This is a genomic window from Segatella copri (assembly GCF_019249795.2).
Lineage (GTDB): Bacteria > Bacteroidota > Bacteroidia > Bacteroidales > Bacteroidaceae > Prevotella > Prevotella copri_B.
Genome location: NZ_CP156891.1, coordinates 1,282,134 through 1,296,203, shown reverse-complemented (window position 1 = coordinate 1,296,203; position 14,070 = coordinate 1,282,134). Strand labels below are relative to the sequence as shown.

At 44.5% G+C, this 14,070-nt stretch carries 10 protein-coding genes and 2 tRNA genes; 11 read left to right on the top strand and 1 reads right to left on the bottom strand.

All coding sequences use genetic code 11. The features are described from left to right. Positions 1 to 2 precede the first annotated feature (2 nt). The 7 genes from mutL to asnS all read left to right on the top strand — a co-directional run bounded on the left by mutL (position 3) and on the right by asnS (position 8,226). Entirely contained in the window at positions 3 to 1,874 is a 1,872-nt protein-coding gene (gene mutL, locus KUA48_RS05850) for a DNA mismatch repair endonuclease MutL (RefSeq protein WP_218432491.1), read from the top strand. Between the two features lie 151 nt (positions 1,875 to 2,025). Beyond that, positions 2,026 to 3,198 carry an OmpA family protein gene (locus KUA48_RS05845; RefSeq protein ID WP_218432490.1) on the top strand — a complete coding sequence of 391 codons (1,173 nt, stop codon included), beginning with the start codon at positions 2,026 to 2,028 and terminating at the stop codon, positions 3,196 to 3,198. Between the two features lie 336 nt (positions 3,199 to 3,534). Then, positions 3,535 to 3,609: transfer RNA gene (locus KUA48_RS05840), tRNA-Val, on the top strand. 49 nt (positions 3,610 to 3,658) lie between these two features. Beyond that, positions 3,659 to 3,733, top strand: a tRNA-Val gene (locus tag KUA48_RS05835). Positions 3,734 to 3,861: 128 nt separating this feature from the next. Further along, positions 3,862 to 5,208: an adenylosuccinate lyase gene (gene purB, locus KUA48_RS05830; RefSeq protein ID WP_119237905.1), complete on the top strand. Its 1,347-nt coding sequence runs from the start codon at positions 3,862 to 3,864 to the stop codon at positions 5,206 to 5,208. A 96-nt stretch (positions 5,209 to 5,304) separates the two neighbouring features. Beyond that, positions 5,305 to 6,732 carry a pseudouridine synthase gene (locus tag KUA48_RS05825; RefSeq protein WP_218432489.1) on the top strand — a complete coding sequence of 476 codons (1,428 nt, stop codon included), beginning with the start codon at positions 5,305 to 5,307 and terminating at the stop codon, positions 6,730 to 6,732. 66 nt (positions 6,733 to 6,798) lie between these two features. Beyond that, entirely contained in the window at positions 6,799 to 8,226 is a 1,428-nt protein-coding gene (asnS, locus tag KUA48_RS05820; protein ID WP_117587394.1) for an asparagine--tRNA ligase, read from the top strand. A gap of 488 nt (positions 8,227 to 8,714) precedes the next feature. Here the strand turns inward: asnS and KUA48_RS05815 are convergent, their stop codons facing one another. Further along, positions 8,715 to 8,882, bottom strand: a complete 168-nt coding sequence (locus tag KUA48_RS05815; RefSeq protein WP_334649280.1) for a hypothetical protein — start codon at positions 8,880 to 8,882, stop codon at positions 8,715 to 8,717. Between the two features lie 479 nt (positions 8,883 to 9,361). Between KUA48_RS05815 and KUA48_RS05810 the strand changes: the two genes are divergently transcribed. From KUA48_RS05810 to KUA48_RS05795, 4 genes are all read left to right on the top strand, one after another. After that, complete coding sequence (locus tag KUA48_RS05810) at positions 9,362 to 12,322, top strand: hypothetical protein (RefSeq protein WP_218432488.1); 2,961 nt, start codon at positions 9,362 to 9,364, stop codon at positions 12,320 to 12,322. Between the two features lie 109 nt (positions 12,323 to 12,431). Next, a complete protein-coding gene (locus KUA48_RS05805) occupies positions 12,432 to 12,797 on the top strand; it encodes a hypothetical protein (protein WP_118255273.1) in 366 nt (121 codons plus the stop codon). Between the two features lie 24 nt (positions 12,798 to 12,821). Continuing rightward, on the top strand, positions 12,822 to 12,965 hold the full coding sequence (locus KUA48_RS05800; protein WP_153087508.1) for a hypothetical protein: 144 nt from the start codon (positions 12,822 to 12,824) through the stop codon (positions 12,963 to 12,965). A 99-nt stretch (positions 12,966 to 13,064) separates the two neighbouring features. Then, positions 13,065 to 13,952 (top strand): OmpA family protein, encoded by an 888-nt coding sequence (locus tag KUA48_RS05795; RefSeq protein WP_256624428.1) that lies wholly within the window; start codon positions 13,065 to 13,067, stop codon positions 13,950 to 13,952. Positions 13,953 to 14,070: the final 118 nt, after the last annotated feature.

Sequence of the window (14,070 nt, the reverse complement as noted above, 5' to 3'; positions counted from 1 at the left end):
AGATGAGTGATATTATTCAACTTTTACCCGATTCTGTTGCCAATCAGATAGCAGCAGGTGAGGTTATACAGCGTCCGGCTTCAGTTATCAAGGAGCTGGTCGAAAATGCAGTCGATGCGGGTGCCAGGAATATCCATGTCACAGTTACCGATGCTGGCCGTACCAACATCCAGGTGATAGATGATGGAAAAGGTATGTCTGAAACCGATGCTCGTTTGGCTTTCGAACGTCATTCTACTTCCAAAATCCGTAAGGCTGATGATTTGTTTGCTCTTCGCACCATGGGCTTCCGTGGCGAAGCTTTGGCGTCAATAGCTGCTGTGGCTCAGGTAGAACTGAAGTCACGACAGGCTACCGACGAGATAGGAACCCTGATACAGATTTCTGGTTCCCGATATGAGAAACAGGAGCCATGCTCCTGTGCTGTGGGAAGCATCTTCTCTGTCAGCAATATCTTTTATAATGTACCCGCGCGAAGAAAGTTCCTGAAGTCCAATTCTACAGAGTTGAACAATATTCTGACGGCTTTCGAGCGGATTGCATTGGTAAATCCTCAAATCACCTTTACTTTACATAGCAATGGTACCGAAGTATTCAATTTGCGTGCCGCTAATTTGCGTCAGCGCATTCTCGATGTCTTCGGCAAGCGTTTCAATCAGGAACTCCTGCCGGTAAATGTAGAAACCACTATGTGTAAGGTGTCTGGATTTGTGGGCAAACCGGAATCTGCCAGAAAGAAAGGTGTGCATCAGTTCTTCTTTGTCAATGGGAGATACATGAAACATCCTTATTTCAATAAGGCTGTGATGGCTGCTTATGACCGTCTGGTTCCTCAGGGTGAACAGGTGCCTTACTTTCTGTATTTTGATGTAGATCCGAAGGATATTGATGTGAATATCCATCCTACGAAGACTGAAATCAAATTCGAGAATGAGCAGGCTATCTGGCAAATCCTCTCGGCTTCGGTCAAGGAGTCCATCGGTATGTTCAATGATGTACCTACCATTGATTTCGATACCGAGGATAAACCGGACATCCCTGTTTATAATCCAGAGATGAGCACTGCTGCTGCGGCACCGAAGATCAGTTTGAATCCTGGTTATAATCCGTTCAAGTCTTCCTCTTCCACTGGAGCAGTCCCTATGGGAGCAGGCTTCTCTGTTCCTAAGTCAAAGCCTCAGGTGGATGATAAATGGGAACAGCTTTATGAAGGACTCAAAGATCAGGATGATGTGCAGGGGATGGAGCAGACCATGGTGTTTTCCGATGATTCTAGTCAGGATAATACGCCAGACAGTATCATTGCAGAGAAATCGCCAGCCCATTATCAGTATAAAGGTAAGTATATCATGACTGCGGTAAAATCGGGATTGATGATTATCGACCAGCATCGTGCCCATGTGCGTGTCTTGTTCGAACAGTATTTGCGCCAGTTGGCTGACCGGACCTTTCATTCACAGAAAGTCCTCTTTCCTGAGGTTGTGCAGTTCCCGATGTCTGAGAAGGTAATCTTTGAAAAGATCCTGCCTGAAATGGAATCGATGGGCTTTGAACTGGAAGATCTTGGAGGCGGAAGCTATGCCGTTAATTCAGTTCCTGGCGGACTGGAAGGATTGAATCCTCTTAAACTGGTACAGGACATGGTTTCTTCTGCAGTAGAAAAGGGCGTATCAGCCATTGATGAAATCAATCAGACTTTGGCTTTGAGTCTGGCTCGCCAGGCTGCAATACCTCAGGGGCAGATATTGAGTAATGAAGAGATGGAGGGGCTGGTGAATGATCTTTTTGCCTGCCAGAATGTCAATTATACGCCCGACGGAAAGTCGGTACTTTGTATCCTCCGTCAGCAGGAAATTGAGCATCTTTTAGGTTAAAAGCAGGGAAAAATCCCGTTTTTCTTAAAAAAGTTAACGAAAAATGCTATTTTTTTTAGAAAATGAAGGTTATTTCAAAAAATAGTATTATCTTTGCTCCGTCATTCAGAAGGTATATATATATATAAATTGATTTTTAAATTATAAAGTTATGAAAAAGTTATTAGCAGTGCTAGCATTGGCTAGCGTAACAATGGGCAGTATGGCTCAGGATGCAGCAACTACTGAGAAGTATAGCGTTGCAACAAATTCTTTCTGGAGCAATTGGTTTGTTCAGGCAAACGTTGCTGGTTCTGCATTCTGGGGCAACCAGGAAGAGGGCAATGGTTTCTCTAAGAGCCCACTCAAGGGTTTCAGAAACAATCTCGGTTTCTCTGTTGCTGTAGGTAAGTGGTTCACACCAGGTCTCGGTCTCCGTACCAAGTTAAATGGTGTTTGGGGCCGTACAGTAGTTTCTGAGGATAAGTCAACAAATGCAAATAAGTATTGGACTTTGAATGAGCAGGTTTTGTTCAATGTTAGCAATATGTTGTGTGGTTACAACGAGGCTCGTGTTTGGGATTGCATCCCTTACGCAGGTTTTGGTATTAACCGTAACATGAGCGCTAACTGCTATGCTCCTGTAGTTGGTGTTGGTATCTTGAACGAGTTCAAGATCAATAAGAAGTGGGCTGTCAACCTCGATGTAAACTATGCATTAGGTGCTAGCGACTATGATGGTTACACAGGTGTATTGGCAGGTGCTAAGCCTAGCACATCTCGCTCTATCGACAAGGTGATTGCAAGACACGACCGTTCTTTGAATGTTGAGGTCGGTGTTACATACAACTTGGGTAAGGCTACTTGGAACAAGGTTCCAGATGTTGACGCTATCAACGCTCTTCATCAGTCAGAACTCGACGCTATCAATGCTAAGTTGAACGATGCTAATGCAGAGAACGACCGTTTGAAGAATCTCTTGAACAACCAGAAGTCTGTAGAGGATAAGGCAGTTAAGGAGTATGTTGCTACTCCAGTTTCTGTATTCTTCAACATCGGCAAGTCTAAGGTTGCTTCTAAGAAGGATCTTGTAAACGTACAGGCTCTCGCTCAGTATGCTAAGGACAACAACGCTAAGTTGGTAGTTAACGGTTATGCTGACAGCGCTACTGGTTCTGCAGCTGTTAACCAGAAGATTTCTAAGGCTCGTGCTGAGAAGGTAGCTGATGAGCTCGTTAAGTTGGGTGTTGCTAAGGAGAACATCGTAGTTAAGGCTAACGGTGGTGTTAAGGATTTGACTCCTGCTTCTTACAACCGTCGTGCAACTGTTCAGGTTGGTGAGTAATTATACAGTATATATAATATAAGGTATAAAAATAGAATAGGGCATTCTTCCTCGTGAAGAATGCCTTTTTTGTTTCTTTGAATTTCTTAAAAAAGAACTTTTCTTTCTCAATAAGTACCTTTGGGGGTTGAAAGAGGTTTGGCAGTCCCATCGTAAGTACTTTCTCTTGGTGGCTGTTTTTGGCAATTGAAATGCAAAAACTGACCGTTTTTACCCTGAAAAATGAGGAAAAACACCAGAAAATGCACTTTTTTGAAGAAAAAACGAAAAAAGTTGCTGAAAAATTTGGTGGAACCAAAAAATAGTCGTACCTTTGCAACCGCTTACGAAAAGTAAGGGCGCTTAGCTCAGCTGGTTTAGAGCATCTGCCTTACAAGCAGAGGGTCGGCGGTTCGAATCCGTCAGCGCCCACGGGGGTGTTCCCTGTGATTCACTTTTGTGGTTGCAGGGACTTTTTTAAGGGCGTTTAGCTCAGCTGGTTTAGAGCATCTGCCTTACAAGCAGAGGGTCGGCGGTTCGAATCCGTCAACGCCCACAATGGTGAAGGTCTCTCAACAAATGTTGAGAGACTTTTTTTATGCTTTTAAATTTATTTATCACTATTTTCTCTGTTTTCTCACGATAATTCATTAATTTTGCACCCTATATATAATACGTATTGTTATGAATTTAGATTTATTGACTGCCATATCACCAATTGATGGTCGTTATAGGGGAAAAACAGAGCAGCTCGCTAACTACTTCTCAGAGTATGCTCTCATTCGTTATCGTGTACGCGTAGAGATTGAATACTTCATTACTCTATGCGAGTTACCTTTGCCACAGCTTGCTTCTTTCGACAAGTCGCTGTTCGAACGTCTGCGTGACATTTATCGTAATTTTGACGAAAATGAAGCACAGCGCGTAAAAGACATCGAGAAGATTACCAATCACGATGTAAAGGCTGTAGAGTATTTTATCAAGGAAGAATTCGATAAGATCGGAGGCTTGGATGCTTACAAGGAGTTTATCCATTTTGGTTTGACATCTCAGGATATCAACAACACAAGTGTGCCTCTCTCTGTAAAAGAGGCTTTGGAAGAGTGCTTCAATCCGCAGGTTGAAGAGCTGATTGCACAGCTCCAGACTTATGCTGATGAGTGGAAGGATGTGCCTATGCTGGCTAAGACTCACGGACAGCCTGCTTCACCTACCCGCCTGGGCAAGGAAATCATGGTTTATGTTTACCGTCTTACCGAGCAGCTTAATTCGCTCAAGGCTTGCAAGATTACAGCTAAGTTCGGTGGTGCTACCGGTAATTACAATGCTCACCATGTAGCTTATCCACAGTATGACTGGAAAGTATTCGGTAACAAGTTCGTCAGCGAAAAACTCGGTTTGGAACGCGAGCAGTATACCACACAGATCAGTAACTATGACTACCTTGGCGCTATCTTTGACGCCATCCGTCGTATCAACACCATTATCATCGACTTAGACCGTGACTTCTGGATGTATATCTCTATGGATTACTTCAAGCAGAAGATCAAGGCAGGTGAGGTAGGCTCAAGTGCGATGCCTCACAAGGTGAATCCTATCGATTATGAGAACAGTGAAGGTAACCTGGGCATAGCCAATGCCATTCTTCAGTTCCTGGCACAGAAACTTCCGGTTAGCCGCTTGCAGCGCGACCTTACTGACAGTACCGTACTCCGTAACATCGGTGTGCCTCTCGGTCATAGCGTCATTGCTATCCAGAGTACATTGAAGGGCTTGCGTAAACTGATTCTTCACGAGGAGAAACTGCAGGAAGATTTGAATAATACATGGGCAGTTGTAGCTGAGGCTATCCAGACTATTCTTCGCCGTGAGGCATATCCACATCCTTACGAGGCATTGAAGGCGTTGACACGTACCAATCAGCACATGACTGAGGAAACTATTCATGAGTTTATCCAGGGATTGAATGTGAGTGATAGTGTTAAGGCAGAACTGATGGCAATCACACCAAGCAATTATACAGGTATCTAATATGCATAAAGGAATTTTGTAGTTTTAGTACATATATATAAAAGTAAAAATTAGATTTATTAACCCAGCCGTGAGGCTATTAAGTATTTTAAGAAAATGGATTCAGAATTTGAAAACAAACCTCAAGATCAGTCTTCTGAGAATGAGAGAACCCGTGAGGGCTACAACCCAGCAGGTGGTTATCAGAAGAGTTATCGACCAGTAGGTCGCACACAGCGTCCTCGTATCAATTCACATCGCGCATACAGCAGCGACAGAAGTAGCAGTAACAGCGAAGGCGGTTTCCGTCCTGAAGGTTTCGGTGCTGGCTTGCAGAGTACAGGCAGCAGCGAGCGTCCACAGCGCAGCAGCTATCAGAGCCGTGGTGGTTATGGTAACAGCAACCGTGGTGGCTACCAGCCACGTCAGCAGGGAGGCTATCAGTCTCGTCCTCAACAGGGTGGCTATCGTCCTCGTTACAACAATAATGATGAGCAGGGTGGTTATCAGCCTCGTCAGCAGGGTGGCTACCAGCCACGTCAGCAGGGCGGCTACCAGTCTCGTTCTCAGCAGGGTGGTTATGGCAACAACCGTGGTGGTTATGGTCGTCCCCAGGGTGGCGGCTATGGCAACAACCGTGGTGGTTATGGTCGTCCTCAGCAGGGTGGTTATGGCAACAACCGTGGCGGTTATGGCCGTCCACAGGGTGGTGGCTATGGCAACAACCGTGGTGGCGGTTTCCGTCAGCACACTCCTGGTTACGATCCAAATGCTAAGTATAGCATGAAGAAGCGTATCGAATATAAGGAGGAAAACATCGACCCAACAGAGCCATTGCGCTTGAACAAGTTCCTCGCCAATGCTGGTGTATGCTCTCGCCGTGAGGCTGATGAGTTTATCCAGGCTGGTCTGGTAACTGTCAATGGTGAGGTAGTTACCGAGTTGGGTACCAAGATCCTTCGTACCGATGAGGTGAAGTTCCACGACGCTCCTGTATCTTTGGAGAAGAAGGTATACGTATTGCTCAACAAACCAAAGGATTATGTTACAACCAGCGATGATCCTCAGCAGCGCAAGACTGTGATGGACCTCGTAAAGGATGTTTGTCCTGAGCGTATCTATCCTGTAGGCCGTCTCGACCGTAATACAACAGGTGTACTTCTCTTGACCAACGATGGTGACCTGGCTTCTAAGCTTACTCACCCTAAGTTCCTGAAGAAGAAGGTTTATCACGTTCATCTCGATAAGAATCTGACTGCTCACGATATGGATCAGATCCGTGAGGGTATCACCTTGGAAGATGGTGAGATTAAGGCAGATGCTGTAGAGTATGCTGATGATCGCGACAAGGCACAGGTTGGCATCGAGATTCATAGTGGCAAGAACCGTATCGTGCGTCGTATCTTCGAGAGCCTCGGCTATCGTGTTACCAAGCTCGACCGTGTACAGTTCGCAGGTTTGACTAAGAAAAATCTCCGTCGCGGTGACTGGCGCTTCCTTACTGAGAAGGAGGTAGACATGCTCCGCATGGGTGCTTTTGAATAAGGATAATAAGATATAATAAGAAAGGAGACTATCTGTTTAGTCTCCTTTTTAACCTATTAATTAACAATGGAAAAAGTAAAAAGAACTAAAGTTGTAGACTTGCTCAAGAGTACAGCCTACGGCTCAATCGTGAATGTCAAGGGATGGGTTCGTACCCATCGTAGTAGCAAAGCAGTCGATTTTATCGCTCTTAACGATGGTTCTACTATTAATAATATTCAGATAGTAGTCGACCCATCAAAGGTCGATGAGAATCAGCTCCGTCAGATTACTACCGGTGCTTGTATCAGCGCCGTAGGTACGCTGGTAGAAAGCCAGGGTGCCGGACAGAGTGTTGAGATCCAGTGCGAGAGCATCGAGATTTACGGTCTCTGCGGCAGCGACTATCCTATGCAGAAGAAGGGACAGAGCTTCGAATACATGCGTCAGTATGCTCACCTCCGTCTCCGTACCAATACCTTTGGTGCCGTGATGCGTATCCGCCATAACATGGCAATGGCTATCCACACTTACTTCCATGAGCATGGATATTTCTATTTCAATACTCCGCTCATCACAGCCAGCGACTGTGAGGGTGCTGGTCAGATGTTCCAGGTAACTACCAAGAATCTCTACAACCTGAAGAAGACCGAGGATGGCAAGATTGACTATTCTGATGATTTCTTCGGCAAGCAGACTTCATTGACCGTTTCCGGTCAGTTGGAGGGTGAGCTCGGTGCTACAGCACTCGGCGCCATCTATACCTTCGGTCCAACCTTCCGTGCAGAGAACAGTAATACTCCTCGCCACCTGGCTGAGTTCTGGATGGTAGAGCCAGAGGTTGCTTTCCTGGATATGGACGGTTTGATGGAGTTGGAGGAAGACTTCATCAAGTATTGTATCCGTTGGGCACTGGAGCATTGCAAGGACGATCTTGCTTTCTTGAACAAGATGATTGACAAGGGTCTGATTGCCCGTCTGGAAGGCGTATTGAATTCCGACTTCGTTCATCTTCCATATACCGAGGGTATCCGCATCCTTCAGGAGGCTATTGCCAACGGTAAGAAGTTTGAGTTCCCATGCGAGTGGGGTGATGACCTGGCTTCAGAGCATGAGCGTTTCCTCGTAGAGGAGCACTTCAAGCGCCCGGTTATCATGACCAACTATCCTAAGGCTATCAAGGCATTCTATATGAAGATAGACGAGGAGGAGAGTGGTTTCGGTGGCAAGAGCGGTCAGACCGTTCAGGGTACCGACGTACTGTTCCCACAGATTGGTGAGATTATCGGTGGTTCTGTCCGTGAGGAGAGCTATGACAAGCTGATGGGTGAGATTGAGGCTCGCAACATCCCTATGAAGGATATGAACTGGTATCTCGATACCCGTAAGTATGGTTCATGCCCACACGCAGGTTTCGGTCTCGGTTTCGAGCGTCTGATTCTCTTCGTAACCGGTATGCAGAATATCCGCGACGTGATTCCATTCCCACGTACACCAAAGAACGCAGAATTCTAGAATAAAAAAATGAAGCCTGTTTCGATGTCCTTCGAAACAGGCTTCATTGTTCTATTCATTGGAACGCTTGGTGCAACGACTGAACAAAACAAGGGTTTTACGTTCAATATAGCCCCTTTTTTTCGTCTTTTTATCACCAAAAATGGAAATGAGGCTTACTTGATAATGGGCAGGATGCTCCTGAAACTGCGTCCCGACGTAGCTGTCACTGCGTCGGGACGTAGTTGTTGTTACGTCGTGACGTAATTTCTCCTGCATCGTTGGCGGAATAACTCTACCTCCCTCTCATATGCTGATAGCTTTGATAAGCATATCGTTGTATCTGTCTATCACATCGTCATTGATACTTTTCCGATATTCACATCAATGCCAGTATATATGATAAGGTGTAATGGGCTGCCAGCCAGTTTTAGTAAGTAGATGAAATCATGTACGTCATTTAACAAGTTTATACGCTTCATTGAGTCGATAGATACGACTGCGTTGGGTTAAAGATACGACTGCGCTGGGCAGAAGATTCGATTTCGTTGGGTGGAAGAGTCAATTTCGTTGGCTGAATAATATGGCTGCGTTGGCTGAACGAAGTAGCTCAGTGAGCTGAATGAAGCACTTGAGTTATCAGAATGAGGTGGCTTGGTGTAATACGATTTACTCATACATTCGCATCTAGATGGTCCCTATATATAATAAGGTGTAGGACCGCCAATCTCCCCTATATATAATACGGTATAGGTTTTATATCGGCAAAATGGAGGAAAACAGGGAAAATGGACGGATTAGAAGCCCAATATGGGGGCTATTTTATAAAAAACATAAGAAAATTAGCCTTTTTTTGAAAAAAAATGCTCAAAAACTTGCAAGTTTCGAAAAATATACTTATATTTGCAACATGAAAAATCTCCTGGTTGGAGATATGATAAAAACAATAAGAACTGAGTGGCGATAAAAAGCCACAATATTTAAGAACGATAAAAAATAACTTTTCTAAGAGGACCTTTGAAAACTGAAAAAATAACTTTTCTAAGAGTGCAGACTCTTTTCATCAAACGGAACTCTTAATTCGATATAGAGAATTAATTAATAACTTCCTGCCGGAAGGCTAGGAAAATCGTATAACTTTATAAATTATTACCGTATGAAAAGAAAGTATTTTAGCGCGCTGCTTATGGGTGCATTGACAATTGCCTCGGTAAGCACATTTACTTCTTGTAAAGATTACGACGATGACATCGACAACTTGCAGAGCCAGATTGACAAGGCTGGTTTGCAGAGCGACATCGATGCATTGAAAACACAGTTGCAGGATGCAGCTTCTACTGCATCAGCAGCTAAGACTACTGCAGAGTCTGCTTTAGCTAAGGCTAATGATGCTGCTGTAAAAGCAGATGTTGAAAAAGCTATCCAGAAAGTTGAGGTTACAGCTAACAAGGCTGCCACTGACGTAGCAACTGCAATCAGTAACGCTGCTAATGCACAGACAACAGCTGACGGAGCACAAAAGGCTGCAGATGCTGCTGCTAAGGCAGCAAAGGATGCTCAGAAGCAAGCTGACCAGGCTGTTAAGGATGCCGCAGCTGTAGCTACTACAGCTAACGCTGCCGCTAAACAAGCTGACTTCGAGAAGGCTCTGGAGCGCATCGGTAACTTGGAAACAAGCCGAGTTACAGCAGACAAGTTGGATGAGAAGCTCACTCAACTCAAAGAAGAACTCCTCGGTGCTGATGGTGACAAAGAGACTATCGGTAGCTTGACCGTTAAGGTTAATGCATACAAGGGCGCTGTTGAGGAGTTGTATTCTGCAGTAACTAGCGTTGAGCTCGTTGAGACATATTCTGGTGTTAACGGATTTACAAGTAATTGGAATACAACAAATGGCATAACACCTCTCACAGTAGAGATGCTTCATGGTTTGATTTCAGACGACTCTAAGTTTGGTGATGAGAATGGTAATGACGCTAAGCCTATTGTTGAGTACGTTAAGGGTAAGGATATCGATGTGAAAGACGATGCTTCTATTGTAGTTCGCGTAAACCCAGTTAACGCTGACCTCACAAAGGGTGCTAAGATTATTCTTTTGAACTCTAAGGGTGAAAGCCTTGAGGACATTGTTAAGGTAGGTACTCCTTCTAAGTTCGACAAGTTGATTACTACTCGTGCTGCAGCTACTGTCAAGACAGGTCTTTGGAAGCTCCCTCTTTCTGTAGCAGAAGGCGTTTCAGAGGAAGACTTCAAGAAGGCAGTTACAGTAAAAGATGAGAATGGTAATGAAAAAGCTATCCTCTATGCTGTAGCTATCAATAACACTGTTGATTCTAAGGCAGAGGCAGCTGCTGACCGCTACGTAGTGTCTACTTACGATGTTAAGCCTACTTACAATAAGTTCGTGCCTAGCAACGATTTCACATTCAAGGTTGGTGGTAAGGATGTTAGTGAAATCCACAACCGTTGGACTGGTTATGAAATTGTTGGTGAAAACAGCAATTTCTCAAGCGATAAGAATCCTGAACTTGCTTGGGCAAATGATGCTGCCGCAGAGCCAGTTTTGGAAGGCGAGAAGAAGAACGTTGAGAACGCAAATTATCGTAGTCACCGATCTGATGTCCGATATTGGAATAGTCTCTTGCAGGTTGAAGTTGGTAAGCCATTCTCTATCACTGATTTGAAGACTTCAGACAATACGGCTGCGGATTATTACTATGTAGTACTCGACAAGGATAATGCTATCGAGTCTGGTGTTTCTGAGCTCAACGCTTGGAAGAACTATGAAATTGATAATTTGAACAAGGTTGTTCCTGCAAGCGAGAACTTGACTCTTACAATCCAGACCGAGGCTGCAAACCACGACATCATCGGTTTCCGTGTATATGCAGTAAACAAGGATGGTAAGTTGCTCGACCCAGATGGTAAGGCCTTCTACGTAGTTGTAGGTGAGAACTATACATCAGGTATCGTAGGTAACTTGGATGCAGTAAACAAGATTACAGAGAAGAAGGACTTCAGCCCAGTTGATGGTGTAAGCTATGGTCCTTGGGAGTTAGTAGCTGACAACAATGCATGTCCTCTTTCAGAGAAGCCTGTATTCGCTGCTGTTTATTACGACAAGGATGGAAATGAGACAACAAACATGTCTGAGGTTACAAAGATTGCCTTCAAGGTTAACAACCCAGCCCTCATCGCTGATGGTGCAACAGTTTCATTGAAGTCAACTTTGAGGAAGTATACTGATAACAACTTCTATGAGGTAGGTACCGTAACAGCTACGTACACCAAGGTTCTTCCTAAGGCATTCCCTGCTGACATCACATTCCGTCCAGCACAGGAAACAGGTAAGGGTACTGGTTACTTCATCGCTTACATGACGCCAGAAAATGGCTACACAGTAACCAATAAGAGCGTATATGGTTCTGTAGACTTGAATAACGTATTCTATAATCTCGACGATAACGTTAGTTTCGAAATCGCAGACGCAGCTAAGGATGCAAATGACAAGTTGACAAGTGTTAGGGCAGACAAGGCCAACAATTTTGTTGCGAAAGTTGCAGCTAAAGACTTCATTAACTCAACGACCAAGCATGCTGTTACAGCTAAGTACAACTATGGCGAGATTAGTCTTGTTAAGAATAATAAGACTGGCCAGTGGGAAAAGAAGCCTTGCTCTGTAGACTACGGTAAGAGTCTGTCAGTTACATTCGCTTGCTGGCATTCTGCAAGCAGCTATTCTTGGAAAGAACAGCCAGCACTCCAGTGGAAGGCTACTGCAAATGTAATCAAGACAGACATCAAGAACATTGCTGTTAAGAATACATATAACAATGATTTCTTCGGTGGTACATTTGCGCAGCTCTTGACTAACAAGTATCTGGAGGTTAAGGCTGGTTCAGCTCACTTGACATATGAAGGTCAGGTTGACCCATACTTCACGGTTGAAGTTGATGCCACTAACGGTCAGTTTATCTTTACTCAGACAGGTATTCAGGCAGAGAACGCTCCAACAGTTGATCACACAGAAAACTTGGAGTTCGTTGTTGTTGATGCTTATGGTCATGAGGTACCACAGTCATTCAAGGTTACTATCAAGCGTCCTGCTTCTAAGTAATTATTGCGACAACAAGAATCGGTTAGATTCTAGAACATTACTATAATACTGAGGGGGACGTTCATCTGAACGTTTCCCTCTTATTTTTAAACAATAAGGAAAGAAGAAGATGAGAAAATCATTTTTTTATATGGTTGTTTTCACCTTATTGCTGGTTCTAGGAATCAGCAGTTGTGGAAAGCCTGAACTTAAAAAGATAAGAGGCATCGTGAAAAATGTTCGCATTGATGATGATACCCTAAAGAACCTTACCGTTATGGACGGAGAAGATTCTATCGTATTTAATCTCAACGAGGTTCGTTACAACAATGGAGTGATGCTTCCTAATGATTCTGTTATTGTTGACTACATAGATGGAAAGAATGACACAGCTCGAGCTTTAGTAGTAACTGTACTTCCCAAAAATGCTGTAACAATCAATCCAGAAGACAACCAGAGCAAGAAACTCATTACAGCTCCCATAAAAAGCAATTAATAATCAGTTTTAAACTTATCAGACATGAAAAATTATAAGTTTATCATTGCATCTGCTATGCTCGCCCTCGGCACTTCAGCCGTGGCACAAGCCACCTATGTCGATAAGGACGGCAATGAGTATCAATTCAAGAAGCACTTCTACCCCGATATTCGGGGAGGTGGATAGTATACACTGGGCGAGGCTAAGTTCAAGGACTTACTCTCTCCTAATATTCAGGGAGCTATTGGCTATCAATTCTCTCCGCTTTTCGGACTCCGTGCTCAGATGAACGGACTCTGGAGCAAGGGCGGCTGGGCTAGTTTTCGCTCCAAAGTGGGAGAAAAGCCTTACAACGCCAAATATAAGTTTAAATATATGGCTCCTGGTGTAGATTTCATGTTCAACCTCTCCAACCTTTTCTGTGGCTGGAATCCGAACCGTGTGTTTAATATAAGTGCTTTCGCTGGCGGTGGTATCAACTGGGCTGGCGGCAACCAAGAGATAAACGGCATCGCTGCCACGCTTGAGAACTTCAACAACTACAACCTGGAGTATCTCTGGCAGGGAAAGAAGGTTCGCCCTTACGGCAGAGCCGGTATCGACCTGGAATTCAAGGTAAGCAAGGCTGTGAGCATCATGCTCGAGGGCAATGCCAACATGATTTCAGACAAATACAACTCTAAGAAGGAAGATAACCCTGACTGGTACTTCAATGCACTGGCAGGTGTACGCATCAACCTGGGCAAGAGCTATACCAAGAAGGCTAAGCCGGTAGAGGAACCTGCTCCGGCACCAGCTCCTAAGCAGGAATATGTAGCTCCTAAGCCAGCTCCTGTAGAGAAGAAGGTAGAGGAGATTCGCCGTGACATCTTCTTCACCATCAATTCTTACAAGATTGCTCCTGCTGAGGATGCTAAGATCCGTGAGGTGGTTGACTTCCTGAACAAGAACACAGAGGCAAAGGTTGTAGTAACCGGCTATGCTGACAAGGGTACAGGCTATGACGTCATCAACGACCGCATCGCTGCCAAGCGAGTAGCAGCTGTGGTTTGGATGCTTACAAAGAAATATAATATACCTTCAGAGCGCATTACAGAAGAATCTAAGGGTGCCCGTGTGCAGCCTTTTGCAGAAAATGCAGAGAACCGTGTAACGATCATGATCGCTAAGTAGTACGGTAAGTTTATAATGCGACAATCAATTATTTTAATTGGTGGCGGGGCATCCTCAAGGGGTGCCCCGTTTTTCTTTCAGCTATCCCTTCCTTCTCCCGCTCATTTTGTTATTTTTT

Coding starts and splice junctions, on each gene's coding strand:
- KUA48_RS05825 (WP_218432489.1), top strand. CDS start 5,305: ATGGATTCAGAATTTGAAAACAAACCTCAAGATCAGTCTTCTGAGAAT.
- asnS (WP_117587394.1), top strand. CDS start 6,799: ATGGAAAAAGTAAAAAGAACTAAAGTTGTAGACTTGCTCAAGAGTACA.
- KUA48_RS05805 (WP_118255273.1), top strand. CDS start 12,432: ATGAGAAAATCATTTTTTTATATGGTTGTTTTCACCTTATTGCTGGTT.
- KUA48_RS05800 (WP_153087508.1), top strand. CDS start 12,822: ATGAAAAATTATAAGTTTATCATTGCATCTGCTATGCTCGCCCTCGGC.
- KUA48_RS05810 (WP_218432488.1), top strand. CDS start 9,362: ATGAAAAGAAAGTATTTTAGCGCGCTGCTTATGGGTGCATTGACAATT.
- KUA48_RS05795 (WP_256624428.1), top strand. CDS start 13,065: ATGAACGGACTCTGGAGCAAGGGCGGCTGGGCTAGTTTTCGCTCCAAA.
- KUA48_RS05815 (WP_334649280.1), bottom strand. CDS start 8,882: ATGAGTAAATCGTATTACACCAAGCCACCTCATTCTGATAACTCAAGT.
- KUA48_RS05845 (WP_218432490.1), top strand. CDS start 2,026: ATGAAAAAGTTATTAGCAGTGCTAGCATTGGCTAGCGTAACAATGGGC.
- mutL (WP_218432491.1), top strand. CDS start 3: ATGAGTGATATTATTCAACTTTTACCCGATTCTGTTGCCAATCAGATA.
- purB (WP_119237905.1), top strand. CDS start 3,862: ATGAATTTAGATTTATTGACTGCCATATCACCAATTGATGGTCGTTAT.